This window comes from Pseudactinotalea sp. HY158 (assembly GCF_009660225.1).
Lineage (GTDB): Bacteria > Actinomycetota > Actinomycetes > Actinomycetales > Beutenbergiaceae > HY158.
Window position 1 is genome coordinate 673363 of record NZ_CP045920.1, and the last position, 25399, is coordinate 698761.

General features: G+C 70.7%; 25 protein-coding genes, 1 tRNA gene and 2 pseudogenes. 13 read left to right on the forward strand and 15 right to left on the reverse strand.

What is annotated here, in order from left to right:
* The first annotated feature begins 27 nt into the window (after window positions 1-27).
* The 4 genes from glp to GCE65_RS02955 all read left to right on the forward strand — a co-directional run bounded on the left by glp (window position 28) and on the right by GCE65_RS02955 (window position 3027).
* On the forward strand, window positions 28-1242 hold the full coding sequence (gene glp / locus GCE65_RS02940) for a gephyrin-like molybdotransferase Glp (protein WP_153877326.1): 1215 nt from the start codon (window positions 28-30) through the stop codon (window positions 1240-1242).
* A gap of 7 nt (window positions 1243-1249) precedes the next feature.
* Window positions 1250-1831, forward strand: a complete 582-nt coding sequence (locus tag GCE65_RS02945; RefSeq protein WP_153877327.1) for a GNAT family N-acetyltransferase — start codon at window positions 1250-1252, stop codon at window positions 1829-1831.
* An 87-nt stretch (window positions 1832-1918) separates the two neighbouring features.
* Entirely contained in the window at window positions 1919-2881 is a 963-nt protein-coding gene (locus GCE65_RS02950) for a hypothetical protein (RefSeq protein ID WP_153877328.1), read from the forward strand.
* Window positions 2882-2954: 73 nt separating this feature from the next.
* Window positions 2955-3027 (forward strand) — tRNA-Ala (locus GCE65_RS02955).
* A 447-nt stretch (window positions 3028-3474) separates the two neighbouring features.
* Here GCE65_RS02955 and GCE65_RS02960 read toward each other — a convergent pair.
* Both GCE65_RS02960 and GCE65_RS02965 read right to left on the reverse strand, forming a co-directional pair.
* Window positions 3475-3879: a DUF5655 domain-containing protein gene (locus tag GCE65_RS02960; protein ID WP_228760084.1), complete on the reverse strand. Its 405-nt coding sequence runs from the start codon at window positions 3877-3879 to the stop codon at window positions 3475-3477.
* Complete coding sequence (locus GCE65_RS02965; RefSeq protein WP_194928803.1) at window positions 3876-4238, reverse strand: hypothetical protein; 363 nt, start codon at window positions 4236-4238, stop codon at window positions 3876-3878. Before GCE65_RS02965 ends, GCE65_RS02960 begins: the two co-directional genes overlap by 4 nt.
* A 57-nt stretch (window positions 4239-4295) precedes the next feature.
* Between GCE65_RS02965 and GCE65_RS02970 the strand changes: the two genes are divergently transcribed.
* Complete coding sequence (locus GCE65_RS02970; protein WP_228760085.1) at window positions 4296-4688, forward strand: YafY family protein; 393 nt, start codon at window positions 4296-4298, stop codon at window positions 4686-4688.
* A 118-nt stretch (window positions 4689-4806) separates the two neighbouring features.
* On the opposite strand, the pseudogene GCE65_RS02975 reads toward GCE65_RS02970, so the two are convergent.
* A pseudogene (locus GCE65_RS02975) lies at window positions 4807-5718 on the reverse strand (ATP-binding protein); the annotation flags it as partial.
* Window positions 5719-5961: 243 nt separating this feature from the next.
* Here GCE65_RS02975 and GCE65_RS02980 point away from each other — a divergent pair.
* Entirely contained in the window at window positions 5962-6225 is a 264-nt protein-coding gene (locus GCE65_RS02980) for a type II toxin-antitoxin system Phd/YefM family antitoxin (RefSeq protein ID WP_152817412.1), read from the forward strand.
* Between the two features lie 139 nt (window positions 6226-6364).
* On the opposite strand, the gene GCE65_RS02985 is transcribed toward GCE65_RS02980, so the two are convergent.
* Window positions 6365-7612: an IS256 family transposase gene (locus GCE65_RS02985; RefSeq protein ID WP_153877330.1), complete on the reverse strand. Its 1248-nt coding sequence runs from the start codon at window positions 7610-7612 to the stop codon at window positions 6365-6367.
* Window positions 7613-8010: 398 nt separating this feature from the next.
* Here GCE65_RS02985 and GCE65_RS02990 point away from each other — a divergent pair, with 398 nt between their 5' ends.
* The 3 genes and pseudogenes from GCE65_RS02990 to GCE65_RS03000 all read left to right on the forward strand — a co-directional run bounded on the left by GCE65_RS02990 (window position 8011) and on the right by GCE65_RS03000 (window position 11136).
* Window positions 8011-8313: a metal-sensitive transcriptional regulator gene (locus tag GCE65_RS02990; RefSeq protein WP_152817414.1), complete on the forward strand. Its 303-nt coding sequence runs from the start codon at window positions 8011-8013 to the stop codon at window positions 8311-8313.
* Between the two features lie 56 nt (window positions 8314-8369).
* Window positions 8370-8585: a heavy-metal-associated domain-containing protein gene (locus GCE65_RS02995; RefSeq protein WP_153877331.1), complete on the forward strand. Its 216-nt coding sequence runs from the start codon at window positions 8370-8372 to the stop codon at window positions 8583-8585.
* A gap of 164 nt (window positions 8586-8749) precedes the next feature.
* Window positions 8750-11136: pseudogene (locus GCE65_RS03000) on the forward strand (heavy metal translocating P-type ATPase).
* Between the two features lie 26 nt (window positions 11137-11162).
* On the opposite strand, the gene GCE65_RS03005 reads toward GCE65_RS03000, so the two are convergent.
* Window positions 11163-12236 (reverse strand): winged helix DNA-binding domain-containing protein, encoded by a 1074-nt coding sequence (locus GCE65_RS03005; RefSeq protein WP_153877332.1) that lies wholly within the window; start codon window positions 12234-12236, stop codon window positions 11163-11165.
* Window positions 12237-12369: 133 nt separating this feature from the next.
* Between GCE65_RS03005 and GCE65_RS03010 the strand changes: the two genes are divergently transcribed.
* The 4 genes from GCE65_RS03010 (at window position 12370) to GCE65_RS03025 (ending at window position 15901) form a co-directional block, all read left to right on the forward strand.
* Window positions 12370-13353 (forward strand): ABC transporter ATP-binding protein, encoded by a 984-nt coding sequence (locus GCE65_RS03010; RefSeq protein ID WP_153877333.1) that lies wholly within the window; start codon window positions 12370-12372, stop codon window positions 13351-13353.
* Entirely contained in the window at window positions 13350-14093 is a 744-nt protein-coding gene (locus GCE65_RS03015; RefSeq protein ID WP_152817419.1) for an ABC transporter permease, read from the forward strand. Before GCE65_RS03010 ends, GCE65_RS03015 begins: the two co-directional genes overlap by 4 nt.
* A 72-nt stretch (window positions 14094-14165) precedes the next feature.
* Window positions 14166-15284 carry a sensor histidine kinase gene (locus GCE65_RS03020; RefSeq protein ID WP_194928804.1) on the forward strand — a complete coding sequence of 373 codons (1119 nt, stop codon included), beginning with the start codon at window positions 14166-14168 and terminating at the stop codon, window positions 15282-15284.
* On the forward strand, window positions 15281-15901 hold the full coding sequence (locus GCE65_RS03025; protein ID WP_153877335.1) for a response regulator: 621 nt from the start codon (window positions 15281-15283) through the stop codon (window positions 15899-15901). The genes GCE65_RS03020 and GCE65_RS03025 overlap by 4 nt, the downstream gene beginning before the upstream one ends.
* A 32-nt stretch (window positions 15902-15933) precedes the next feature.
* On the opposite strand, the gene GCE65_RS03030 is transcribed toward GCE65_RS03025, so the two are convergent.
* The 10 genes from GCE65_RS03030 to GCE65_RS03075 all read right to left on the reverse strand — a co-directional run bounded on the left by GCE65_RS03030 (window position 15934) and on the right by GCE65_RS03075 (window position 25385).
* Entirely contained in the window at window positions 15934-16494 is a 561-nt protein-coding gene (locus GCE65_RS03030; RefSeq protein WP_152817421.1) for a type II toxin-antitoxin system PemK/MazF family toxin, read from the reverse strand.
* A gap of 54 nt (window positions 16495-16548) precedes the next feature.
* Window positions 16549-17565: a zinc-dependent alcohol dehydrogenase family protein gene (locus GCE65_RS03035; protein ID WP_153877336.1), complete on the reverse strand. Its 1017-nt coding sequence runs from the start codon at window positions 17563-17565 to the stop codon at window positions 16549-16551.
* Window positions 17566-17645: 80 nt separating this feature from the next.
* The gene (locus tag GCE65_RS03040) at window positions 17646-19982 is read right to left on the reverse strand and encodes a KGGVGR-motif variant AAA ATPase (RefSeq protein ID WP_153877337.1); all 2337 of its coding nucleotides are present in this window, start codon (window positions 19980-19982) and stop codon (window positions 17646-17648) included.
* A complete protein-coding gene (locus tag GCE65_RS03045) occupies window positions 19979-20497 on the reverse strand; it encodes a hypothetical protein (protein WP_153877338.1) in 519 nt (172 codons plus the stop codon). Before GCE65_RS03045 ends, GCE65_RS03040 begins: the two co-directional genes overlap by 4 nt.
* Entirely contained in the window at window positions 20494-21306 is an 813-nt protein-coding gene (locus GCE65_RS03050) for a hypothetical protein (RefSeq protein ID WP_153877339.1), read from the reverse strand. Before GCE65_RS03050 ends, GCE65_RS03045 begins: the two co-directional genes overlap by 4 nt.
* Window positions 21307-21363: 57 nt before the next feature.
* Window positions 21364-21756 (reverse strand): ectoine synthase, encoded by a 393-nt coding sequence (locus GCE65_RS03055; protein WP_153877340.1) that lies wholly within the window; start codon window positions 21754-21756, stop codon window positions 21364-21366.
* 16 nt (window positions 21757-21772) lie between these two features.
* On the reverse strand, window positions 21773-23041 hold the full coding sequence (ectB, locus tag GCE65_RS03060; protein WP_153877341.1) for a diaminobutyrate--2-oxoglutarate transaminase: 1269 nt from the start codon (window positions 23039-23041) through the stop codon (window positions 21773-21775).
* 89 nt (window positions 23042-23130) lie between these two features.
* Complete coding sequence (gene ectA, locus GCE65_RS03065; protein ID WP_255475294.1) at window positions 23131-23556, reverse strand: diaminobutyrate acetyltransferase; 426 nt, start codon at window positions 23554-23556, stop codon at window positions 23131-23133.
* A 336-nt stretch (window positions 23557-23892) separates the two neighbouring features.
* Window positions 23893-24741: an amino acid ABC transporter permease gene (locus tag GCE65_RS03070; protein ID WP_153877343.1), complete on the reverse strand. Its 849-nt coding sequence runs from the start codon at window positions 24739-24741 to the stop codon at window positions 23893-23895.
* Window positions 24738-25385: an amino acid ABC transporter permease gene (locus GCE65_RS03075; protein WP_152817428.1), complete on the reverse strand. Its 648-nt coding sequence runs from the start codon at window positions 25383-25385 to the stop codon at window positions 24738-24740. The genes GCE65_RS03070 and GCE65_RS03075 overlap by 4 nt, the downstream gene beginning before the upstream one ends.
* Between the last annotated feature and the right edge of the window lie 14 nt (window positions 25386-25399).

Below are 25399 nucleotides of genomic sequence, written 5' to 3' on the forward strand. Positions count from 1 at the left end.
GCCCCGCGGACCGGGTAGGTTGGCGACGTGAAAGAGGTCTCCGAACACCTGGCCGCAGTGCTCGATCTCGTGGGTCCGCTCCCGCCGCTCGACGTGGTGCTCCACGACGCCTCCGGCTGCGTGCTCGCGGAGGACGTCGCCGCGCCGGCGGATCTGCCCGCCCGCGATCTCGCTGCGCTCGACGGATACGCCGTGCGCAGCCACGACGTCGAGGGCGCCGGTCCCGACCGGGAGGTGACCCTGCGGGTGCTCGACGACCTGCGCGCCGGTTCCGTCTCGGCCGGGGCGCTCGTGCCCATGACGGGCGTGCGGATCGCCTCGGGTGCGCCGATGCCCCGCGAGGCGGACGCCGTGGTCGCCCTGACCGACACCGACCGGGGTGACGCGTCGGTGCGGGTGTTCGCGGCCGTCCGTCCCGGCGCGAACGTGCGCCGCCAGGGGGAGGACCTGCGCTCCGGCGAGATCGCCCTCGCCGCCGGCGTGCGGATCGGATCTCGCCACATCGCCCTGCTCGGGGCCCTCGGGCGGCAGCGGGTCGGGGTGCATCCCCGCCCACGCGTGGTCATCATCTCCGTGGGCGACGAGCTCGTGGAGCCCGGACGGCTCGCGGGTGAGGGGCAGGTGTTCGACGCGAACGGGCACGCGCTCGCGACCGGAGTCCAGGACGCCGGCGGTTCCACCTTCCGGGTCGCCGCCGTGCCGGACGAGCGGGCCGAGCTGCGGGAGGTGCTCGAGGATCAGCTCGTGCGCGCCGATCTCATCCTCACCACCGGCGGCCTGAGCTTCGGCGCGAACGACACGGTCAAGGAGGTGCTCAGCCCGCTGGGCACCGTGCGGTTCGACAACGTCGGGATCACCCCCGGCCGCCAGTACGGCGTGGGCACCGTCGGGGAGGGCACCCCGATCCTGTGCCTGCCCGGGGATCCGGTGGCGGCCCAGATCGGCTTCGAGGTGTTCGTGCGCCCCGCGCTGCTGGCGATGGCCGGCAAGCGGGAGCTCTACCGGCCGACCGTGCGCGCGCGCGTGACCACCGGGTGGCAGTCGCCGTGGGACCGGCGCGAATTCGTGCCGGCGACGATCGTGGGATCGCCCGCGGACGGGTATCGGGCCACCCCGGCAGCCGCCCCCACGAGCCCCGCCCTGTCCGCGCTGGCCCGCGGGAACGCGCTCGTCGTGGTTCCCCAGGACATGCAGAACGTCGCCGCCGGCACCGAGCTCAACTGCCTCCTGCTGGACTCCTGAGGCCCGCATGATCGAGATCGCCGGCGCCGGACTGAGGCTGCGCCCGCTCGGCCGGCGGGACCGGGCCGAATGGGACGAGCTGCGCCGGAGCAACGCCGACTGGCTGCGCCCGTGGGAGGCGAGCAACCCCGACCCCGGCGCCACGCTGCCCACGTTCGCCGAGTACGTGCGCGCGCAGGCTGCCGCCACCCGGCGCGGGGAGAGCTTCGGGTGGGCGATCACCGCCGGCCGGGCGATGATCGGGCACGTGACGCTGAGCCAGGTGGCCCGCGCCTCGCTCCAGTCCGCCACGATCGGCTACTGGGTCGGCCACGCCCACGCCGGCCACGGCGTGGCGCCGCGGGCGGTCGCGCTCGTGTGCGACTACGCCTTCTTCACCCTCGCCCTGCACCGGGTCGAGATCAACATCCGCCCCGAGAACGCCGCGAGCCTGCGGGTCGTGGCCAAGCTCGGCTTCCGCGACGAGGGCATCCGGCGCCGATACCTGCACATCCAGGGCGACTGGCGCGACCACCGCACCTTCGCGCTCACGGCGGAGGAGGCCCCGCACGGGGTGCTGGCACGGCTGACGCACGAGCCGCCGTCCTGACGCCGTTCGACCGGGAACGACGAGGCGGGCGGCGACACGCCGCGCGGGATCGCGCCAACCGACCACGGCGCACTCTACGGTCAAGGCGTGGGTTTCGACGGCTTCATCCTCCTCGCGATCCTCATGCTGTTCTTCGCGTATCTCCTGCCGACGCTCATCCGCACGGCGCAGGTCGCCCGCGACGCCCGTGGCGACGACCGATTCTCGGCCGACCTGCGAATCGTGGCCCGGGCGGGGGAGGCGGCCGCCCCACCCATCGTTCACCAGACCCGCACCCAGTTGCACCGGAAGACGGAGGCACCCATGGAACCCCCCGTGGCCTACAAGCTCATCGCCGCCGACGCCCGTCGGGTGGCGGCCGCGCGTGCCGCTCGGGCCGCCGCCGCGAGTCGCCGCGCCGCCGCCGCGCGCCGCCGACTGCTGCTGACCGCGGCGCTCGGGCTGCTCACCGTGGGCCTGTGGGTGCTCGCCGGGGCGACCCCCGTGTCGGTCTGGGCCGCGATCGTGCCCACCGCCGTGACCGTGGGCGTCGTCGAGTTGGGACGACGCGCTGCCGCGGCCGGGCGGTCGGCCGACGCCCGGCTCGCGGACGCCGTCCGTATCGCCGAGCGGCAGTCCGTGTCCGCGGCGGTTCGCGCCGCCGCGCCGAACCTGCGCGTCGACGTGGACCCGGCCCGGGTCGCGCCCGAGCCCGCCGAACGCACCGTCGTGGCCGGAACCGACGCCGCAGCGAGCGGGGAGTCCGCGTCCTGGACGCCGGTGCCCGTGCCGCCGCCGGCGTACACGCTCAAGAAGGCGGCCCCGCGCCGATCCGTCGCCGCCGTGCTCGTGGACGACGCCGGCGCGGCGCAGGCCGCCCCGAGCGATGCGGAGACCGAGTTCATGCCCGCCGTGCGGGTCGAGGCCCTCACCGCCGCGCAGCTCGCCGGCGCCCGCGCCGAGCGGGAGGCCGCGCTCGCCGAGGCGGAATCCGCGGCGGAGCCGGAGGCGGCGACCGGCTCGAGTCTCAACGTGCAGGAGATCCTCGCCCGCCGCCGGGCCGTGGGGTGAGGCGGCTCATAGCCGCGCACCGGCCGCCTGGCACGGAGTGACCCGTCGCGGGTGCTAAGCTGGTGCACGCCTTGGGGCTATGGCGCAGTTGGTAGCGCGTCTCGTTCGCAATGAGAAGGTCGGGGGTTCGAATCCCCCTAGCTCCACGTAAGTTGAGACTCGAAACCTGCCCCGCCTGATGGCGGGGCAGGTTTCGCGTCCGGGGCGGGACATGTTCGCGTTCGCCTCGCCGCCTGGCTCGACCGCCGTGCGAAACGCTGGCCCGAGACGAAGAACCCCTACCTCCTCGTCACCCGACCGAGCGCGCCCCGGCTCGCACGCCCCAGCCGGAACTTCCCCTGGAAGCAGGCCGGCGTCACCGCCCAAGCACCGCGCATCGACCGGATTCTCTACGAGGTCAAGCAGACCGGCGGCGACGTCCGCCGCATCTGCGACCTGTTCGGCATCGGCATCGAAGCCGCGATGCACTACGTGGGCAGCGCCCGTGAGTCGCCCACCAGTGGCCCGGCTCCTTCGGGCATGGCGTCAGCGAGCGATCGCGCAGGCTCGGCCAACGTCCAACGACGCGGTAGCTCAGCGGCGTGCAGCCGACGTCATCTACGGGCGAACTCGAATCCCTGGCGAATGAGATCGTGCAGCCAATCGCTGTTCGCGGTCACTTCGGACTTCACCTCGACGTGGTGGTTCCACCTGTTCGTGCTGACCTGGGAGACGTTGTGGAAGTGCGGGTCGTCGATCTTCTGGTCCAGTGTCACGTTGAGGTACAAGGTGCCATCGGCGGTCTTCTCGTAGGCCCAAAGCCAGAGGAACTTGCGGTTCACCGAGAAGCTCACTTGCGCTTTCGCGTCCTTGGCCACCTGCCCGAGAGATGCCGTGTACTCCGCGATCGCGGTGAAGAACGACTGCGTTGTCGGCTTGCCGGTGAAGTCGCTGATCATCTTGTTCGAAGCACTGGTCATCGATCCTCCTGAGTCTTCGCTGCCGATGGCGCCGTTCACGCATTCAGCGGGGTCAAGACGGCGATCTTCCAGTCTTCCCCGCTGCGGACCAGTTGGTACATGTTCCGCTCGTCCGGTGCCCCGCCGTGATGATTCCACGTGACATCAGCCCAGATACTGTGACGGCTCGCCGCGACGACCGCGACGGCAGCGTCGGTGGCGGAGACGCCCGCGTACTGGCCGAACGCGCCGGCGAAGAACTCCTCGGTCTGGCGCGGGTCGGACACGACGATGGCCTGCTCGGGGAACTCGATCAGCGCGGGCACCGCGTAGTGCCCTGCGATCGCCTTCGCGTCACGATCGATCAGGGCACGGGTGTAGGCATCGAAGAACTTCCGGGCAATGCTGTACTCGCTCATGCGCTCAAGGCTACGGCTATACACTGACACGCCTTTGTCATGGTTACCATCATGTGCATGACCCGATCCCGTGGACTGCAGGCGGCCGCTTCCCGCGATCCTCACCTGACGATACGCCGAGTCGAACGCCAGCAATACATCATCGAACGGCTGCACGCGAGCCGGAACCGGCTCACCCACCAGCGACTCGCCGACGAGCTCGGCGTCACCGAACGCACCATCGCTCGCGACATCGAACGCCTCAGGCACTCCGGAGTCCCGATCACCGTGGTCCCGGGCCGCGGAGGCGGTGCCATCATTGAGAACGTCGCACCTGCCGGTCCCATCAACCTTGACGTTCCCGAGATCGCCGTTCTCATGGCCAGTCTCGCCGCAGTTGGCCCGACCGTCAGTGAGTCCGCGACATCGGCGATGAACAAGCTCGCCACCGCGGTAGCACCATCAGCCTGAGACTTCTGACCACACATGCTCACAAGGCGACTGGACACAACCATCGTAAGGCCGCATCTTCCACGAACATGCAACCTCACGCCCCACACAGTGGCCCTCAGCGGCATGTTCACGCGAATCAGGCTTCAGGATTCCTGAACTTGCGGGGTTCGCTGTTCATCCGCCCCGTGGCATAAAAGAGGACGAGTTCGGCGGGGTGCATCTGGTGCTGGACGACGAATGCGCGTTCCTTGATCCGCCATAACGCCTGCCCCGTCCCCAACGTCGGCAACAACGACCGCTCGGTACCGGTCAGTCCCAGGGATTTGGCGGTGGTGCCGAGCTGGTCGGATTCCTGCCGCAGGATGATCCTCGTCTCCGCGTTCGCGAGCAGGGAGTTGGCGAGTGCGCGCTTGGCGGAGCCTTCGTCGCCGACGTTCTCCATGTCGGAGAGTTTGCGAAAGGTGAGGGCGTTGCTGATGCCGTAGGCGTGGGCGAGCCTCCAGTGCGCATCCATCCGCCGCAGCAGCGCTGGTTGAGACATGAGCCGCCAGGCTTCGTCGTAGATACACCACCGCTGCCCACCCGCCGGATCGAGCAGTGCGGCTTCCATCCATGCCGATGACCAGGTCATCAGCACCGAAATCAACGCGGAGTTCTCCGTCACCCGCGACAGGTCGAGGGACACCATTGGGAGGGTGGGGTCGAAATGTTCGGTGGAGGGGCCGTCGAACAGTCCGGACAGGTCGCCGCCGACCAGGTGGCGCAGCGCGTGTCCGACCATCCGCCCATCCTTAGTCAGCCGCCCGTCGGGATCGTCCGGCGGGTGCAGGAGGTGGTCGACGATCATCGGCAGGATCGGCACATCGTTCTCCCGCACCGTCGCCAACAGCGCGGTGTCGATCGCGGTGTGCTCCAACGGGCTCATTGCGCGCGTCAACACTGTTTCGGTGCGGATACCGATGAGGTCGCGGCGGCGTGAGGCGACCATCGACGCCCACTCCGCATCCGACAAACCACTGGGCCGGTAGCCCTCGTCGAGCGGATTCAGGGCGAAGGGAACACATCGACATGGTGGTTGGCTACCGGCAGCTCTGCATAGGCGACGGGTTGCTGCGAGAGCGCGCGAAGCCGCGGGCATCCTCGCGTCGCGCAACCGCGTCCTGCGCTCCATGGGAGACGATGAACGGCGGTGCGACACGACACATCGGTGCGCCGGAGGAGCCACCGGAGACGACCCGAACGGAGATATGCGGCCCGACCGGGTAGCATATTGTCTACTCAGGAGGTCGCCATGCCCAAGACGATCAGTATCGGCGAGTTGCGGCAGAATCCAACACGCATGCTTCGTGAGGTCAAGGCCGGTGCCACCTACATGGTGACCGATCATGGCGAGCCGATCGCCGAGATCGCGCCTCGGCGGCAGCCGCGCTGGGTGTGTGGTGAGGAGATCGACTCCGTCCTGCGCGAGCTCGGTGCGGACGACTCGTGGGCCCGGGAGATCGCGACCGAACGCAGTGTCGTCGACGTGTCCGACCCCTGGCAGGGCGCCCGGTGAAGGCGGTTCTCGACACGAATCTGCTCGTCGCCTAAGCGCTCTCGCATCGCGACCACCAGGTGGCCGTCTCGTCGTTGTCGTGGGCCGAGTGGTCAAGTCCCTTGGAGTGGTGTAGCGGTGGGTGATCCTTCGTAGGGGTTCAGGCGGTCAGGGCGGGCATGGTTTCGGCTCCGATCTCGGGGTCGGTGGTGGTGATGAGGGTGATGCGGCAGCGGGCGAGGACGTCGAGGCCGAGGTAGCGCCGGCCTTCGGCCCATTCGTCGGTCTGCTCGGCTAGGACGGCGCCGACGAGGCGCACGATGGCGTTGCGGTTGGGGAAGATGCCCACGGAGTCGGTCCGGCGGCGGATCTCGCGGTTGAGACGCTCCTGGGGGTTGTTCGACCAGATCTGTGTCCACACGTCCTTGGGGAACGCGGTGAACGCCAAGATGTCCTCCCGTGCGCCGGTGAGGTGCTCGGCCGCGTCGGGCAGCTTCTCGTCGACGTACTCGATGAGCCGGTCGAACTGGGCCTGCACGCTGGGTGCGTCGGGCTGGTCATAGACGCTGTGGAGCATGGCCTTGACGGCCGGCCACATGCTCTTGGGCGTCACGTCCATCAGGTTCGCGCTGTAGTGGGTACGGCACCGTTGCCACGCGGCACCGGTCAAGTTCGCCGCGATCGCTTCCTTCAAGCCCTGGTGGGCGTCGGAGGTGACCAAGCGCACGCCCGTCAGGCCGCGCGCGACGAGGTCGGCGAAGAACTCGTTCCACGCCGACCCGGTCTCACTGGTGGCCACGCGTAGGCCGAGGACCTCGCGGTGCCCGTCGGCGTTGACCCCGGTCGCCAGCAGTACCGAGGTGGCGACCACGCGCCCGCCCTCGCGGACCTTCATCGTGAGCGCGTCGGCCGCGACGAACGTGAACGGTCCCGCCTCATCCAGGGGGCGGTGGCGGAAGTCCTCGACGATCTGATCCAGGTCGGCCGCCATCCGCGAGACCTGAGACTTGCTCAGTGAGTCGATCCCCAAGGTCTTGACCAACTTGTCCATCCGGCGGGTGGACACCCCGGCCAGGTAGCAGTCGGCCACGACGGTGATCATCGCCGACTCGGCCCGCTTGCGCCGCTCGAGTAGCCACTCGGGGAAGTAGTTGCCCTTGCGCAGCTTGGGGATGGCCACGTCCACGGTCCCCACGCGGGTGTCCAGGTCGCGGTGGCGGTAGCCGTTACGCTGCGCCGTACGCGAGGCGCTGGGCCGGCCGTACTCGGCGCCGACGACGGCGTCGGCGTCCGCGGACAGCAGCGCGTTGATCATCGTCTGCAACAGCGAACGCATCAGATCCGGGCTTGCTTCGCTCAGGGCTTCACTGAGCAGGCCGCCAGGGTCGACAATATGTGGTGCGGTCATCGTGATGACTCCGTTCGAGGATTCGGTAGAAGGTTGACTCGAAGGATCACGCGGTGGCCGCACCCACGTCCACGACCGGGACGAGCTGGGCAACCGCGCTACACCACTCTAAGGGGCACTACTGGCCGAGCTCGGATTTGGGGTCCGCGCGGTCGCGAACCCGATCGAACGGGCACGCCGTGAGACTCGCATGGCTCGCCTGCGGGCCATTCTCGGCGCGGCCATCCCCTTCGACGATGCAGCGGCGGACGCCTACGAGACGGCCTGCTGCCTCACCGTCGTTTCAGGCTGACGCCGGCGGACACTCGTCCGATCCGCGGGGCTTGCCGACTTGATACCCTACGGGGGTATAGTAGGGATCGAAGTTCCGGGCACGCCTGAGCGAAGGTGAATCACACATGACTGTCGAGCAGCACGCACATCACGGCTATATCGGCCACAAGGAGGCCTACCTCACGCGCCTGCGCCGGATCGAGGGCCAGGCCCGCGGCCTCCAGCGCATGGTCGAGGAGGAGCAGTACTGCATCGACATCCTCACCCAGGTCTCGGCGATGACCAAGGCCCTGCGCGCCGTCTCCCTCGGCCTGCTCGAGGAGCACCTGAGCCACTGCGTGGTCGAGGCGGCCGCGAAGGGCGGGCCCGAGGCCGAGGCGAAGGTCAAGGAGGCCTCGGACGCGATCGCCCGCCTCGTTCGGTCCTGATCGCCCCCGGATCCGACCTCGATCAAGTAGACAATCCCCACGCAAGGAGCACCACCATGAGCACGAGCACCACCTACGCAGTCACCGGAATGACCTGCGGCCACTGCGTGTCGTCGGTGACCGAGGAGGTCGGCGAGATCGCCGGCGTGAGCGAGGTCCGGGTCGAGCTGGAGTCCGGCCGGATGACCGTCACCAGCGACGCGCCGCTCGAGGCCGCGGCCGTCCGGGCGGCGGTCGAGGAGGCCGGCTACCAGCTGGCCGACGCCACCTGATGGCACGAAGCGCGCGAGGGCTGAGCGCCCGGGCCCGGCTCACCGGCTACCTCGCGATCCTCGCCGTGGTGTTGGCCGGGGCCTACGGCATCGGCAGCGCGGTGGGACCCATCGGGTAGTCCCCACACGGCCCGACTACGGACGTCCGCACGAAAGGAAGAACCATGAGCAGCATGCCCCCGGCGGCCGAGGAGCCCGGCGGCGAGGTCGAACTCGCGATCGCGGGCATGACGTGTGCCTCGTGCGCGAACCGGATCGAACGCAAGCTCAACAAGATCGACGGGGTCACCGCCACGGTCAACTACGCGACCGAGAAGGCGACGGTCACCTATGGCGAGGGCATCGGCACCGCGCTCCTGCTCGACACCGTCGAGCAGGCCGGCTACAGCGCGGCCCTGCCCCGACCGGCGTCGATCGGCCGGCGCGGCGGCGACAGCGGTGCGGCCGACGACGACCCGGCCGCGGAGGACGGCCCGGTGCGCGCCCTGCGCGACCGGGTGATCGTCTCGGCGGTGCTCTCGGTGCCCGTGATCGCGATGGCGATGGTGCCCGCGCTGCAGTTCACCTACTGGCAGTGGCTCTCCCTCACCCTCGCGGCCCCGGTCATCGTGTGGGCGGGCTACCCGTTCCACCGGGCGGCGTGGAAGAACCTCCGGCAGGGGACCGCCACGATGGACACGCTCGTCTCCATGGGCACGCTCGCCGCCCTGCTGTGGTCGCTCTATGCGCTCTTCCTCGGCACGGCCGGCATGCCCGGCATGACCCACGCCTTCGAGCTGACGATCTCCCGCACCGACGGCGCAGGCAACATCTACCTCGAGGTCGGCGCCGGCGTCGTCACCTTCATCCTGCTCGGCCGCTACTTCGAGGCCAGGGCCAAGCGCACCTCCGGGGCGGCGCTGCGCGCGCTGCTCGAGCTCGGTGCCAAGGACGTCGCGGTGCTCCGGGGCGGCCGGGAGCAGCGGATCCCCATCGGCGACCTCGCCGTGGGGGACCGGTTCGTCGTGCGCCCGGGCGAGAAGATCGCCACCGACGGCCGGATCGTCGAGGGATCCTCGGCGGTCGACGCCTCGATGGTCACCGGCGAATCCGTGCCCGTCGAGGTCGCCCCCGGCGACGACGTGGTCGGCGCGACCGTCAACGCCGGGGGCCGGCTCGTGATCGAGGCGAGGCGGGTCGGCGCCGACACCCAGCTCGCGCAGATGGCCCGGATGGTCGAGCAGGCGCAGACGGGCAAGGCCCGGGCCCAGCGCCTGGCCGACAGCATCTCGGGCGTCTTCGTGCCGATCGTCATCGCCCTCGCCGTGGCGACCTTCGGCTTCTGGGCCGGCGCCGGCGACTCCCTCGCCGCCGCGTTCACCGCCGCGGTCGCGGTGCTCATCGTCGCCTGCCCGTGCGCGCTCGGCCTCGCGACGCCGACCGCGCTCATGGTCGGCACCGGCCGCGGCGCCCAGCTCGGCATCCTCATCAAGGGCCCCGAGGTGCTCGAGACCACCCGCCGGATCGACACCATCGTGCTCGACAAGACCGGCACCGTGACGAGCGGCCGGATGAGCCTGCTCGACGTGGTCACCGCCGACGGCGAGGACCGCGCGCAGGTGTTGCGCCTCGCCGGGGCCCTCGAGCACGCCAGCGAACACCCGATCGCCCAGGCGATCGCCACGGGCGCCGCAGCGGAGGTCGGCGACCTCCCGGAGGTCGAGGACTTCGCGAGCATCGAGGGCCTCGGCGTGCAGGGCATCGTGACGGGCGGCCGGGACGATGCGGCGAGCCACGCGGTCGTCGTCGGCCGCCCGAGCCTGCTGGCCGAGTGGTCCCAGCCGCTGCCGCCCGTGCTCGAGGCCGCGATGGGGGCGCCGCCGAGCGGGGCCGCACCGCGGTCGCGGTCGGCTGGGACGGGCGGGCCCGCGGCGTGCTCGTCGTCGCCGACGCGATCAAGCCCACCTCCGCCGAGGCCATCATGCAGCTCCGGGAGCTCGGCCTCACCCCGATCCTGCTCACCGGCGACCACGCCGCCGTGGCCCGATCCGTCGCGGCCGAGGTCGGCATCGACCCCGAGCACGTCATCGCCGGCGTCCTGCCCGCCGACAAGGTCGCCCACATCCAGCGCCTCCAGGCCGGCGGCAGGCGGGTCGCGATGGTCGGCGACGGCGTGAACGACGCCGCCGCCCTCGCCCAGGCCGACCTCGGGCTGTCGATGGGCACCGGCACCGACGTGGCGATCGAGGCCTCCGACCTCACCCTCGTGCGCGGCGACTTGCGCGCCGCGCCCGACGCGATCCGACTCTCCCGCCGCACCCTCGGTACGATCCGCGGCAACCTGTTCTGGGCGTTCGCCTACAACGTCGCGCTCATCCCGGTCGCGGCCACCGGGCTGCTCAACCCCATGCTCGCCGGTGCGGCGATGGCGTTCTCCTCCGTGTTCGTCGTGTCGAACAGCCTGCGGCTGCGCACGTTCAAGGCCGCGAACTCCGCTCCGCCCGCTCAGTCCGGCCCGTCCGATGGCCCGATCATGGACGACGCCCGCTCGCCTCGGGCGGTCCGCTCCTGACGCGGGCGTGAGTCAGCGGGCGTGAGTCAGTCGTGCGGCCACCGCGCGATCGCCCGGTCGATCGCGCGGGCGGTCGCCGCCGTCACGTCCCCCACCAGGTGGATCTCCGGGCCGGGGCGGGCCGGCGGGCGCGCCGGCAGCCACGTGCCCACCACGACGCCGTCGAGGAGGATCGCCGGCCGGAACACGCCGTTGCCGCCCGGGACGACCGCCTCGAGCGCGGCGGGCGTGGCCACGAGCGAGCGGTCCGAGTAGCCGAGCAGCCACTCGTCGAAGCCCGGTACGAGCCGCACACCCGTGCGGGGTGGGGGCGCACTCGGCAGCAGCTCCTCGAGCAGGTAGGCGGGCCGGCCCGCCACCGTCACCTCGACCAGATCCTCGAGCCGCGCCGCATACCCGCGCAGCAGCGCCTTGGGCAGCTTGGTCCACCACGCCAGATCCTCCAGGCTCACCGGCGCCCGGGAGGCGATGAACGAGCGCACGATCGCGACCATCGCCGCGGTGTGGTCGGAGTCCTCCGCGTCCGCCGTGCCCCCGGTACCCGCCGACGCCTCGACCAACTGCTGCGTGCGCCCCGCGTCGAAGCGGCCCCAGTGCAGCAGGCCGGTCACCGCCAGGTGCATGAGCAGGTGGTAGCCGCGGCCCGCGGCGGTCGCGATCCCGGCCGCCTCCCACTCGGCGAGCAGCTCCGCCCGGGTCCGTGGCGCCTGGTCCAGCGCCGCCCGCGCCACCTCGCCGGCCCTCGCGAGCGTCCGATCGTCGAGCCCGAGGTGCCGGCGCCGCAGGGCCGTCGCCCGCACGATCCGCTCGCCGGTGGCGGCGAGGAGCACGCGCAGGTGTGCCGGCGTCGTCAGGAAGAGCGTGCTGCGCATCGGCCACGAGCGCACGAGCAGCCCCGCATCGACCGCATCGCGCACGTCGTCGAGGCTCGTGCCGGGCCGGGAGCGCAGCGCGACGGCGCGCAGCACGGCCGGCAGGTCCTGCCCCTGGAGCGCGACCCCGCGCGCCACCACCTCGGCCGGGCCCAGGTCGCTGCCGCCGAGAAGCTGGGTCTGCGCGCGCAGCCGCCGGGCCTGCGCGGGGGTCAGGTCGAGCACCATCGACTCACCCTAATCGGGCGCGGCTTCCGCGCGCGAGGCGAGCCGCGTCGTCCATACGCCCCTGACAAACGTCACGGCCCCGCTGTGACAGCCGCGCTACCCGGCCGCCCGCCCCGCGGAGAACCCTGGATGCATGACCACACCACCAGCCATCCGGCTCACGGAACTGACCAAGACCTACGGGCGGATCACCGCCGTGGACGCCGTCGACCTGACCATCGCACCCGGTGAGGTCGTCGCCCTCCTCGGCCCGAACGGCGCCGGCAAGTCGACCACGATCGATCTCGCGCTCGGCCTCGCCCGGCCGACGGCGGGCACCGCCGAGATCTACGGCGCGGCCCCGCGCCAGGCGATCGCCGCCGGCCGGGTGGGCGCGATGCTCCAGGGCGGGGCGCTGCTGCCCACGACGACCGTGGCCCAGTCCGTGGCCCTCGTGGCGAGCGTGCACCGGCACCCGCTGAGCATCGCCGAGGCGCTGGAGCGCGCTCGCTGCACCGAGATCGCGAACCAGCGGGTGAGCAAGCTCTCCGGCGGGCAGATGCAGCGGGCCCGGTTCGCGGTCGCCGTCGTCTCCAACCCCGACCTGCTCCTGCTCGACGAACCGACCGCCGCGATGGACGTCGAGGCGCGGCGCGTGTTCTGGCAGTCGATGGCCGAGTTCACCGCCGCCGGGCGCACGGTCGTCTTCGCCACCCATTACCTCGACGAGGCCGACGCCTACGCCGATCGGATCATCATGCTCGCCGCCGGACGCGTCGTCGCCGACGGCAGCCCGGGCGAGGTCAAGTCGATCGTGTCCGGCCGGCGGATCCGCCTCGCCCTCGGGCGGCCGTGGACGCCGGCGCTCGGCGCCGAGCTCGCGGCCCTGCCGGGGGTCCGCAGCGTCGAGAACCGCGGCGAGTACGTCACCCTCGTCAGCGGTGCCCCGGACGCCGCGCTGCGCCGGCTCCTCGCCGAGCACCCGGACGCCCACGACATCGAGGTCGCCTCCCACAGCATGGACGACGCCTTCCTCGCCCTCACCGCCGCATCCCCCGACGATCCTGCCACCCCCGAGAACCCTGCCGACCCCGCTCGGGCCGACGCGACCACCGAACCGATCGGAGCCCGCTCATGAGCCTCACGTATGTGCGTCTCGAGTCGCTGCGTCAACTCAAGAACACCCGCACCCTGCTGTTCACCCTCGCCGTGCCGCTCGTCATGCTCTTCGCGTTCGGCGGCACCTTCGGCGCCGGCGGGAGTATGGACGACGTCACCCACCTCCCGTGGATCGTCGTCACCACGATCCAGATGGCCGCCTACGGCGCGATGATCGCCGCGCTGTCGCAGTCGTTCAACATCGTCAACGAGCGTTCCCTGGGCTGGAACCGGCAGCTGCGCATCACCCCGCTCAGCGGCACGGGCTACCTGGTGTCCAAGGTGGTCACCGCGATGCTGCTGGCACTCGTGGCGATCGTCGTGGTCATCGCGGTGGCGGCGGTGGTGTTCCGGCCGGACCTGGGAACGGCGGCGTGGCTCGCCACCGGTCTCGGCATCTGGTTCGGGGTGCTGCCGTTCGCGCTCATCGGCCTGCTCATCGGCCAGTTCGCCAAGCCGGAGTTCGCCCAGCCGCTGTTCATGGCCGTGTTCATGGGGCTGTCGCTGCTGGGCGGGCTGTGGGTGCCGTTGCAGATCTTCCCCGCCTGGATGTCCGAGGCGGCCCAGGTCGTGCCTTCCTATTGGCTCAACCGGCTCGGCCAGATGGGCGCGCACCTGAGCGGCGACGTGCTCACACCGGCCCTCGTGCTCACCGCCTGGACCCTCGTGATCGGCACCGTCATCGTGTGGCGCTACCAGCGCGACGCGGCGCGGAGCTGAGGATGACGACCGCGGCGGGGCCGCGCCGTGCCCACGATGACCCGACCGAGCGATCGACGTAGGCTGGAGGGCATGAGCACGTGGCGCCGGCCCCGTGAGCGGCTCGCCGGCGGTGGCGCCCGCAAATGGTTCCTGGGCTCGTTCTGGGGCCTGGCGTACCTGGCCGTGCCCATCACGGCCGCGTGGGTCCGGCCGGACTTCGCGCTCGACCCGTACCTGACCACGGCGCTCATGCTCGCCCTCGGCGCCGCGTACGTGGTGCTGCCGCCGCTGCTGTGGAGCCGGGGTCGGCCGATCGTGGTGGCGGCGCTCGCCGGCTTCTTCGCGCTCACGTGCCTGGCGTTCCCGCTCATGGGAAGCGACACCGTGTGGCTGTGGATCTATCTGCCCGTGATCGCCGCCATGACCTGGCAGCCGCGTCGATTCCTCCTCGCGGTCATCGCGGTCGTGGCCCTCGCGCAGGCCGTCGTGCTCTGGATCGCCGGGGATCTCGGCTCGGAATGGTTCATCGTCGCGTTGACCACCTCGATCGGCATCATGATGTTCGCGTTCTCCCTGCAGATCCAGGCCGTGCGGGGGCTGCGCGCGGCCCAGGGCGAGATCGCCCGGCTCGCGGTGGCCGACGAACGGGAGCGCCTCGCCCGCGACATCCACGACCTGCTCGGACATTCGCTCACCGTGGTCACGGTCAAGTCCGAGCTGGCCCGGCGGCTCGTGCCCTCCGATCCGGCGCGGGCCGTGGCCGAGCTCGACGACATCGAGCGGACGACCCGGGCCGCCCTCGTCGACCTGCGGGCCGCGGTCACCGGCTATCGCGAGGTGAACCTGGCCACCGAGCTGTCGGCCGCGCACGCGGCACTGAGCGCGGCCGGCGCCACCCCGCACCTACCCGACTCGACCGGCGGCGTCGATCCCGACCTGCGGGAGCTGTTCGCCTGGGCGTTGCGGGAGAGCGTGACGAACGTGATCCGCCACGCCCGGGCGAGGAACTGCTGGGTCGAGCTCGAACCGCGCTCGATCACGATCGTGGACGACGGCCGCGGCGGGGCGTCCCTCGACGCCGGATCGGGCGGCCGCGGCAGCGGACTCGCCGGACTCGCCGCGCGCGCTCAGCGATCCGGCGCCGTGCTCAGCGTCGCCGAACGCGATCACGGCGGCACCCTCCTGACGGTCACGGGCGTTGCGCCGTGACCGGGGCGATCCGGCTGCTCCTGGCCGACGACCAGGCGATGGTCCGCGGCGCCCTCGCGACCCTCCTCGGCCTCGAGTCGGATCTCGAGGTCGTGGCGCAGGTCGGCCGGGGAGACGAGGTGCTCGGGGCCGCGGCGGGCAGTGGCGCCGAGGTCGCGCTGCTCGACGTCGAGATGCCGGGGCTCGACGGGATCGCGGCGGCCGCGCTGCTGCGGCGGCGCCTGCCCGGCTGCCGGAGCCTCATCGTCACGACCTTCGGCCGGCCGGGGTACCTGCGCCGGGCGCTCGAGGCCGGCGCCTCCGGGTTCATCGTCAAGGACACCCCGGCGAGCGAGCTGGCCGACGCCGTGCGCCGGGTGGCCGCGGGACTGCGGGTCGTCGACCCGGTGCTCGCAGCCGAATCGCTCGCCTCGGGCCGGTCACCGTTGACGGTGCGGGAGACCGACGTGCTCCTCGTCGCACGCAAGGGGGGAACGATCAGCGAGATCGCCGCGGAGGTGGGGCTTTCCCCGGGCACCGTGCGCAATCACCTCTCGGCCGCGATCGGCAAGACCGGGGCGCGCAACCGGGCCGATGCCGCCGCGATCGCCTCCGAGCAGGGCTGGCTGCCGCCCTGACGCCTCCCGGGCGCGCATTCGAGCCCTCCCGCTCACGCCCGTGCGTGCAGCGCCCGCACGCCCGCGGCCACGCGTAGGAAGACCCCGCGGTCGAGCGCGGCCCCCTCCCGCCGGATCGAGCCGGTGGGCAGGAACAGCAGTCGGTCGAGGCGGACCTCGGAATCGCGTCGGCGGGCGTCCCAGTCGCCGGAGCCGACGTCCATCCAGTAGCGCCCGTTGCTCGTATCGGCCGCGCGGGTGCGCGAGTGGTCGCGGGAGGTGAGCTGGAGCCCGAGGAGGCCCCCCGGCAGCCGGGAGACGACGAGCACCGGCCGGTCCTTGCCGACGGTCGCATCCTCCTCGTACGGCACCCACGCCCAGACGACCTCGCCCGGATCGGCCTCGCCGTCGGCGTGGGCGTCGTGCCGCAGCGGGGGCAGGCCGGAGGCCGGCACGGTGTACTCCCGGGCCGGGCTCGCGGTCGGGGCAGGTACCCCGCCCCCCGCATGGCCGGTGGCGCTCCGGTTGGACGCGCGCGGCTCACGGCGCGTGGCGCGAAGGGTCCGGGCGAGGGCCCGGCCGACCCTGCGCCACATCCTCTCTCCGGGCTTCATGTCGGCACCCTATCGGCCGAGAGTTCCGGGCCGCGAGCGTTCCGACAGCAGCCGTCAGGGGATGAGCATGGCCTTGATCGACCGGCGCTCGTCCATCGCGCGGTAGGCGTCGGCCGCCTGTTCCAGCGGCAGGGTCAGGTCGAAGACCCGGCCGGGGTCGATCCGCCGCTGCCAGATGAGGTCGATGAGCTCCGGCAGGAAGCGGCGCACGGGTGCCGGGCAGCCGTGCAGGTGCACGGCGGACTGGAACAGCTCCGGGCCGGGCACGTCGCCGTGTGGGAGCCCGACGAAGCCGACATGGCCGCCGGGGCGGGCCGATCCGATCGCCTGCCGCATCGACTCCGCGGTGCCGACCGCCTCGATCACCGAATGGGCACCGAGCCCACCGGTCAGCTCACGAACCCGGGCGGCGCCGTCCTCGCCCCGTTCGGCCACGATCTCGGTGGCGCCGAACTCGAGCGCAAGCCGCCGGCGGTCGGCGTGCCGGGACATCGCGATGACCTGCTCCGCCCCGAGTCGCCGGGCCGCGAGCACGGCGAGCAGGCCGACCGCGCCGTCGCCGACGACCGCGACGGACCTTCCCGGTCCCGCCTCCGCCGCCACGGCGGCGAACCAGCCGGTGCCGAGCACGTCCGAGGCGGCGAGCAGCGATGCGAGGAGGTCGTCGTCCGGGTACTCGGGAGTGGCCACGAGCGTGCCGTCGGCCCAGGGGATGCGGGCCCGCTCCGCCTGGGTGCCGATGCCGCCCATGCCCACGAAGTGGACGCACCGGGACTGGTAGCCGGCCGTGCAGATCTCGCACGTGTTGTCCGAGGCGATGAACGAGCCCACGACGAACTCACCCGGTACGACCGTGCGCACCTGTGGGCCGATCTCCTCGACCACCCCGACGTACTCGTGGCCCATGGGCTGGTCGCGCACCTCCCGGTCGCCCCGGTAGGGCCACAGATCCGAACCGCACACGCACGTGGCCACCACCCGGATGATCGCGTCCGTCGGCTCGCGGAGCCGCGGATCGGGCCGGTCCACCACGCGTACGTCCCCCGGGGCGTGCATGACGACTGCGCGCATCTCGACCACTCCTCCCGCGCCGGCGACTCATGCCTTCCATGACACCACTCGGTGGCCGACGGCGCGAGGTGGACGGGCGCTCAGTCCTCTTCGGGTGTCAGCAGTTCCTGCCGCTCCGCGCGGACGCGGTCGGCATCCTCGGTGTTCCCGCGGCTCTCCAAGAGGTCGGCGAGGGTCGTGAGCCTGTGCGCGAAGTCGTGTCCATGAAGGGTTCGATTCGCGCGAGTCAGCTGCCGGGATATATCGGCGGCGCGTCGAGCGACGGGGAGCGCGGACTGCGGGTCGCCGGACCGCGTGAGTACCCGAGCGTACGTATCGAGCGACGAGGCCAGAGCCGGCAAATTGGCTGCAGGGTTGGCACTGGCCAGTTCCTCGCGGATCGCAACCGACCGCTGTGCGGCCGCCCGCGCATCCGATACGTGCCCGAGGCGGTCAAGAGCTGTGGCGTATGTATTGAGCGTGAGGGCCAGACCGGGCAGATTGGCCATCTCGTTCTCTTGCACGAGCTGGGTGCGGATCTCGAGTGATCGTCGAGCGGGCGCGAGTGCTTCGTCGACGGCCCCGATCTGAAGCAGGATATGGGCGAGGTTGTTCAACGCGGCACTGAGCTCGGGCAGGAAGATCGTTGGGTAGCGCTTCGTCAACTGGTCGAATACGTCGATCGAGCGTCGCGTGACATCGAGCGCCTCCGTGTCGTGTCCAGCTCGGGAGAGTTGGACGGAGTAGTTGGTCAAGGCGAGTGCGAGGCTTGGATTCGGCTCATCCGGGGTCGTGGGTAGGACTCTCTCGAAGGTGTCGACTGCGCGTGCGGCGAGGTGGAGTGCCTCCTCCTCGCGACCGACGGCGCGGAGCCTGTTCGAAAGATTGCTCAGCGACGTGGCAAGGCCGGCGAGGTAGAGGTCCGGATAGTCCTGCGCCAATCGTTCACGGATCCGCACGGCGCTCTCGGCAGGCCGTAGAGCCTCCATGTGTCGACCGGCGTGTGCGAGGTCGATGGCGTAGTTGTTGAAGGCCTTGGCGAGAATGGGTAGGTAGGCATCAGGTAGGTGATCGGCCAACTCCGCGTGGAGTCCGACCGCGCGCTCGCTCATCTTGAGCGCCGCAGGGTGATCGCCCACTGCGGCGAGTGAGTCCGCCGCGGTTGCGTATGCGTCTGCAAGTTCGGGCAAATACCGTTTCGGGTCGGAGTCTGCGAACTGTTCGTAGCGCTCCACGGCTTCGATCGCCGAGTCCACGGCGGCACGGTGCTCCCCGACCTGGGACTGGGTGAGGGACAACTCCGTGAGTAGGCGCGAAAGACGCGGTTGCTCCGCTGGATCCGAATCGGCCAGCAGTCTCTGCCGATCGACCCGGGCATGGAGGGGCTCGTTCAGTCGAGTATTCGCAGGGGTGATGCTCGCACTGCGCGAGCCGGGCCCGGCGACCGGACCCGTATCTCCGCTGAGAAGAGCCCGCGTCGCCGCCGGCATGCGGGCCCGGCCCATTCCCGCGGTGGCCCGGATGATCGCGTTCTCGTCGTCGAGGATCGCGCGGGCGATCCCCATATAGTCCCAGGCGAGCGCGGACTCCGCCACGCCGGGCTCGGCCAGGCGCATCAAGACGAGGTGTTCGTCCTCGATGAGCGCGGGCCGATGGTGGAGTTGGAACACACGCACCGCATCGATGCTGAATTCGGCGGGGTTGGCCGGCGCCAGCAGGAACCGTTCGGCCTCTCGGGCTCGCGCTTCGTCACGTTCAGTGCTGGTCCAGCCGGCGCCCCGGTGCTCACCGTCGAGCGGAACCCGGGAGAGCACGACGTTGAGAGTGGGGCGGCCCTCGCGAGCGAGCGGAGCGAGGGACCGAAAGACCATGCGGGTGCCATCGCGCTGTTCGGGCAGGTCGAGGTAGAGCGCATACACCTCGTCCGCCAACTCGGAGAGCACGAGCGAGTTGCTGTTGGTGATCCCCGTGCGAGCGTCGATGAACACGAGATCGGGCTCGAGGTCTTGTTCGATGCGGTCGAGAAGACGCCCCATGAGATCGACGGCCGAGCCGTCGTCCACCCGGGCGTCGAAGTTGAGCCGCTGGAGCTGACCGAAGTAGTTGGGAGAGGAGAGATCGCCCGCGGGCATGAGCCAGAGCGCACCACCCTGATCGACGATGCCGACGTTCGGGGCGAGGTCCGGTTCGAGGAGGTAGCCGTCCAGCGAATCCGGCTCCTCGTCGCCCAGGGCGGTGTCGAGGAGCCAGCCCACGAGACCGCTGCAAGTGGTGGCGGCTGGATCGACGCCGAACTTGTACAACGCACCCGGGGCCTCGAGGTCCATGTCGATGACCACGACCTTCTTGCCCGCGATCGCACAGAACGCCGCGACGTTGGCAAGGGCCAGGGTGCGCCCCGTGCCGCCCTTATAGCTGTAGAACGCAATCCGCTTCACGCCGCCATCCCGAAGAATCCGCGACTTCGATCGAGCCGGTGCGGCTGCTCGGGACGGTTCGGCCGCAGTGTCACGGGCCGCCTCGGCGGGCGGGCCGCCTGGCGCAGGAGTTCCGCGAGCTCCTTCACCAGCGCCGGGTCCGCCGCCACGGTGTCATGGTCGAGTAGGCGTGAGATCACGCGGGTGACGTCGAGGTTCTGGGTCGGACGTGCCAGCTCTTCCCGCAGGAGGGGAAGCAGATCACGCGCGAGTCCGCGGCTGAGCGGAATGTCGGTCGGAAGAACGCGCGTCGTGGGAATACGTGCCTGGACCGCTGCCTCGAGTGCCGCCCAGGTGTCGAACTCCCGATCGATCCGGTCGAGACCGTGCTCACCGATGGCCCATTCGACCTCTGCGATGCCGATTTCGATCGGGGCGCCCGGACGGTAGGGGGTGTGGCGCCGGTAGGTGCCGTCGGCATCCCGGGAGATATACACCTCCCCGTACCGGGCGGCGGCGACGAGGAGCTTGCTCATGTGACCTCCTCGAGGATCGTCAGGCGGAGTCGACCCGATTCCTGTTCGTGTCGAAGCTCCGCGAGCAGCAGGGCGGAGTCCTCGATGTCCGTGGCGTCCTCCGAGCCGAGTCCGCGCAGGGCTGATCGGAGCACGTCGTCCTTGTATCGGCGCCCGACCCGGATCTCCGCGACATCGCTCATCGGTCGCTGGCCGGCCGGGCAGACGAGTTCGACGAGGTCGTGGTTCTCGTCTCCCTCGGACAGAAGCATCGGCCATCGGGGCCGTGGGGATGAGGGAATCCGGGCGGCGAGGCGCGCGACGGCCACGTCGGCGCGTGAGTCCCAGCCGGCCACATCCTCGCTCAACCGAGCCGCGTGGAAACGACCCCCATGACCGTATTCGGCAGCGCTGTTGTGCGGCACGACGATCGGCTCGTCCCCGTCGAGGGCCGGATACGAGAGCCGAAACGGTCCATAGCGGTCGTCGCCGGGGCAGTCGGGAATGTCCAGCGTCCCGTAGACCGCCCGCGTGTACACGCCGATGCCGCGCTCGAAGGCCGCTCGCCGCTCTCCCCAGGAATTGCCGTAGGTCAGCCGCTCCGCCTGCGTCTCGCCGACCTCCGCCGCGCGTACGTCGAATGTGCTGACGATGGTCGGGGGCTCGAGGCCACGGAAGTGGAGCAGCTTGCGCGCATCGACGTTCGTGCCGATGAGGCTCGTGCGTGCGACATCGCGGAAATCGGAGTGGGCGGTGCTCCGCTCGCACACCTCGTCGGCGCGCTCGCGCCAGCGTGGCGCATTCCGCTCGGTGCACGCCTCGACATCCATGAACAGAGCCTATCCCGGCCCCACCGACATTCCCGATGGCACAACGACGTCCCGCAGTCAGTCGTTCTCGACGACGAGCGGGTAGACCCCGTTCTCGTCGTGCACCTCCCGGCCGGTCACGGGCGGGTTGAACACGCAGACCATCCGCATCTCCTCGTCGGCCTGGAGCGTGTGCTTCTCGTGCCCGTTGAGCAGGTAGAGGCTGCCGTCGCGCAGCTCGTGCACCTCACCGGTCTCGAGGTTCGTGATCCGGCCCGAGCCGCCGACGCAGTACACGGCCTCGACGTGGTTCTGATAGTGGAACGTCGAGGTGGTGCCGGCGAAGATGGTCGTCTCGTGCAGGGAGAAGCCGACCTTCTCCCGGGCGAGGATCATCCGACGGCTGCGCCAGTTCTCGGTGACGATGTCGCGGTCGGTCTCGTCGAAGTCTTCGATGTTGGTGACGATCATGATGGGTTCCTCGGGCTCAGACGGCGGCTAGTTCGGGCGTGCGGACGACGCTGGTGACCGCCTCGGCGAAGATGTCGAGCCCAGCGGTCAGGTCGGCCAGGCCGATCGTCAGCGGCGGCATGAGCTTGACCACCTCGTCCTCCGGCCCGGAGGTCTCCACCATAAGCCCGCCGCGGTAGCACGCGGCGGCGATCTTCTTGGCGGCCGTGGGGTCGCTGAACATGATGCCCGCGAGCAGCCCGCGACCGCGCACGTAGCCGCCGCTCTGCACGGCGATCTCCTCGAGCCGGGCGTGGAACGCGGCGATGACGCCGGCCACCTCGTTCTGGAAGTCGTCGTCGGCCCAATACGTCTCCAGGGCCGCCGTCGCCGTGACGAACGCCGGAGCATTTCCGCGGAAGGTGCCGTTGTGCTCGCCCGGCTCCCACACGTCCAGCTCGCGGCGGAACATCGTCAGCGCCATCGGCAGGCCGTATCCGGAGATCGACTTCGACACGGTGACGATGTCCGGGACGATGCCGGCCTCCTCGAAGGAGAAGAAGGTGCCCGTGCGGCCGCAGCCGGCCTGGATGTCGTCGACGATGAGCAGCACGTCGTGACGCTTGCAGAGCTCGGCCAGGCCGCGCAGCCACTCGGGCCGGGCGGCGCGCAGCCCGCCCTCACCCTGGACCGTCTCGACGATGATCGCGGCCGGCTTGTCCACGCCGGAGCCGGAGTCGCCGAGCACACGGTCGAGCCACAGGAAGTCGGGGGTCTCGCCGTCCAGGTAGTCGTCGTAGGGGATGGTCGAGCTGTGGCTCAGCGGGATGCCGGCGCCCTTGCGCTTCATGCCGTTGCCGGTGATCGCGAGCGAGCCGAGGGTCATCCCGTGGAATGCGTTCGTGAACGAGAGCACGTGCTCGCGCCCGGTCACCTTGCGGGCGAGCTTGAGCGCGGCCTCGACCGCGTTCGTGCCCGTGGGCCCGGGGAACATGACCTTGTAGTCGAGCCCGCGGGGGGACAGGATGAGCCGGTCGAACGTCTCGAGGAAGGTCCGCTTCGCGGGGGTCTTCATGTCGAGCGAGTGGACGACGGCCCCGGACTGCAGGTACTCGAGCAGCGGTGCGAGCAGGGTGGGGTTGTTGTGGCCGTAGTTGAGCGCGCCGGCGCCCGAGAAGAAGTCCAGGTACTCGGTGCCGTCCTCGGCGCGCTGCCGGCAGCCGGAGGCGGCGACGAAGGTCGCGGGCCAATTGCGCGGGTAGCCTCGAACCTCGGATTCCAGGGTGTCGAAGACGTCGGTCGTCACGGGTGTGTCCTTTCCTCTCGGCGGGGTGCCGAAGTGAACTGTCTGGTGGAGCTGTGAGTCGACGGGCGGGATCGCCGCATCGACCGGTCTCAGGAGAGCGGTCCGATCTCGAAGAGGTACTCGGTCTCGTGGGAGTCCGGGTAGTGCTCCGGGGTGAAGAGCGCGGTGCGCGAGCAGGTGGCTCCGCGACGGTCCGCGAACCCGGTGAACAGCGAGATCGAGGCCGTGTTGTCCGCGGTGATCGTGGTCTCGAGCCGGTCCGGCCGGGTGGCCTCGACCAGGTGATCGAGCATTCCCTTCGCCAGCCCGCGACCACGGAAGCGGGCGTCGGTGGCGACCTGCCAGATCATCAGGGTGCCCGGGGCGTCGGGACGGAGGTACCCGGTGATGAACCCCGCGAATGCACCGTCGATCGCGGCCACGACGGAGGTCTGTGCGAAGTCCCGGCACCACAGCAGGTAGGCGTAGGAGGAATTGAGGTCCAGCACGCCGGTGTCCCGCGCCAGGCGCCACATGGGACTGCCGTCGGCGAGGGTGGGGGAGCGGAATTCGGGGGGACTCGGAACGGTCGGATCGGGATCGGTAACGGGGTCTGCGCTTATGTCAGGCATCGCGTTCCAACCTAACGAGTAGAGCGGCCACGTCAAGGGCGGAAAAGCCGGAATTGACTCATTTTGCCCCCGCTTGACCCGGTGGGCCCGCTCGGGGCGACCTGCGATCTGCCGCGGGCCGTCAACGTAAAGTCCGCATCGAGGGGAGCCCTCGAGGCGGCCGCTGCCATCGTTATCGATTCGTGACCGAGATGTGTCACAGGGTGATGTCGGTCACGGCGAAAGCGGCGGACGGGCACCTCAGCGGCCGAACAGGATCCGGCGAGGGGTGGCGAGGGAGAGCCGCCGGGCGCCCGCGCGGCCCATCCGCCGGTCGAGGGCCCGGGCGGCCGCCGAGATGAGCACGTTGACGACGATGTAGACGATCGTGACCACGAGGTAGGTCTGCACGAGATCGCCCGTGTTCGCGATGAGCACACGGCCGCTCTGCAGCAGCTCCGCGTAGGAGACGACGTAGCCGAACGCCGTGTCCTTGACCACGATGACCGCCTGCGCCACGAGGGAGGGGATGACGATCCGCAGGGCCTGCGGCAGCACGATCGAACGGAACGTCTGCCCCGGGGTGAGCCCGATGGTCAGGCCCGCCTCGGTCTGCCCGCGGGGAAGGGCGAGGATGCCGGCCCGGAACACCTCGGCGATGACGGCCGAGGCGCACAACGAGATCGGCAGCACGAGCTGGGCGAACCGGCTCGCGTTGATCCCGTACGCGGGCAGCGCGAACATGAACACGTAGATGACCAGCAGCACCGGGATCGCCCGGAAGAGCTCGATGAAGGCGATGCACGGCCACCGCAGCGGCGGGAGGTGCGAGAGGCGCCCGAGCGCGAGCAGCAGCCCCGCGGGCACCGAGATGAGGCCGGCGACCGCGGCGGCCACCATCGTGTTCTTCAAGGCAACACCGAGGTAGCGCAGCGTGCCCGGCTCGGTGAACGTGCGCCACTTCGAGGGCGCGAGCGCCCCCGAGGCGGAGAAGCGGTAGACGACGAAGGCCGCCAGGCCCGCGAGCGCGAGGAGCGAGAGCCAGGTGAGGAGGCGGATCCACCGGCGGGCCCGCGGCCCGGCCGTGTCGAAGACGGCGTGGGCGCTCACCTGAGCACCTGCACCCGCGCCTCGACCCGCGAGCCGATTCCGGCCGCGAGGAGGGAGATGACCGCGTAGATCACGGCGACGACGCCGAAGGTGACGAGCCCGAGGGCCTCCTTCGAGTTGATGAGCGAGGCCGTGTAGGTCAGGTCGGGCTGGCCCACGACGGCGGCCATCGAGGAGGAGAGCAGGATCCCGATGAACAGGGTCACGAGCGGGCCCACGACCGAGCGGGCCGCCTGCGGGACGACCAGGTGCCGCATGATCCCCAGGAAGGACAGCCCGATCGCCCGGGCCGCCTCCACCTGGCCGGCGCCGACCGTGTTGATCCCGGTGCGCAGGGTCTCGCACGCGAACGCGGTGCCCACGGCGGTCGTGGCGAGGATGACCCCGGGCAGGAACCCGGGATTGAAGCCGATGTCGGGCAGGCCGTACACGACCAGCACGACGAGCGCCACGAGCGGGACGTTGCGGAAGATCTCCACGTAGACCGAACCCACCGCCCGCAGCGGCGGTATCGGGCTGATCCGGAACACGGCGAGGATCGTGCCGGCCGCGAGCGCCCCGGCGAACGAGATCCCGGTGATGCGCAGGGTGAGCCACAGCGCCGACGCGAGCGTCGGCACGTAGTGCTCGATCAGAACGCCCATCGCATCCTCACTCC

Bases quoted from the DNA above. Each gene is read 5' to 3' on its own strand.
- GCE65_RS02945 (WP_153877327.1), top strand. From the start codon at position 1,250: ATGATCGAGATCGCCGGCGCCGGACTGAGGCTGCGCCCGCTCGGCCGG.
- GCE65_RS02965 (WP_194928803.1), bottom strand. From the start codon at position 4,238: ATGAGCGAGTACAGCATTGCCCGGAAGTTCTTCGATGCCTACACCCGT.
- GCE65_RS02970 (WP_228760085.1), top strand. From the start codon at position 4,296: ATGACCCGATCCCGTGGACTGCAGGCGGCCGCTTCCCGCGATCCTCAC.
- GCE65_RS02980 (WP_152817412.1), top strand. From the start codon at position 5,962: ATGCCCAAGACGATCAGTATCGGCGAGTTGCGGCAGAATCCAACACGC.
- GCE65_RS02985 (WP_153877330.1), bottom strand. From the start codon at position 7,612: ATGACCGCACCACATATTGTCGACCCTGGCGGCCTGCTCAGTGAAGCC.
- GCE65_RS02990 (WP_152817414.1), top strand. From the start codon at position 8,011: ATGACTGTCGAGCAGCACGCACATCACGGCTATATCGGCCACAAGGAG.
- GCE65_RS02995 (WP_153877331.1), top strand. From the start codon at position 8,370: ATGAGCACGAGCACCACCTACGCAGTCACCGGAATGACCTGCGGCCAC.
- GCE65_RS03005 (WP_153877332.1), bottom strand. From the start codon at position 12,236: ATGGTGCTCGACCTGACCCCCGCGCAGGCCCGGCGGCTGCGCGCGCAG.
- GCE65_RS03010 (WP_153877333.1), top strand. From the start codon at position 12,370: ATGACCACACCACCAGCCATCCGGCTCACGGAACTGACCAAGACCTAC.
- GCE65_RS03015 (WP_152817419.1), top strand. From the start codon at position 13,350: ATGAGCCTCACGTATGTGCGTCTCGAGTCGCTGCGTCAACTCAAGAAC.
- GCE65_RS03020 (WP_194928804.1), top strand. From the start codon at position 14,166: ATGAGCACGTGGCGCCGGCCCCGTGAGCGGCTCGCCGGCGGTGGCGCC.
- GCE65_RS03030 (WP_152817421.1), bottom strand. From the start codon at position 16,494: ATGAAGCCCGGAGAGAGGATGTGGCGCAGGGTCGGCCGGGCCCTCGCC.
- GCE65_RS03035 (WP_153877336.1), bottom strand. From the start codon at position 17,565: ATGCGCGCAGTCGTCATGCACGCCCCGGGGGACGTACGCGTGGTGGAC.
- GCE65_RS03045 (WP_153877338.1), bottom strand. From the start codon at position 20,497: ATGAGCAAGCTCCTCGTCGCCGCCGCCCGGTACGGGGAGGTGTATATC.
- GCE65_RS03050 (WP_153877339.1), bottom strand. From the start codon at position 21,306: ATGGATGTCGAGGCGTGCACCGAGCGGAATGCGCCACGCTGGCGCGAG.
- GCE65_RS03055 (WP_153877340.1), bottom strand. From the start codon at position 21,756: ATGATCGTCACCAACATCGAAGACTTCGACGAGACCGACCGCGACATC.
- ectA (WP_255475294.1), bottom strand. From the start codon at position 23,556: ATGTGGCGCCTGGCGCGGGACACCGGCGTGCTGGACCTCAATTCCTCC.
- GCE65_RS03075 (WP_152817428.1), bottom strand. From the start codon at position 25,385: ATGGGCGTTCTGATCGAGCACTACGTGCCGACGCTCGCGTCGGCGCTG.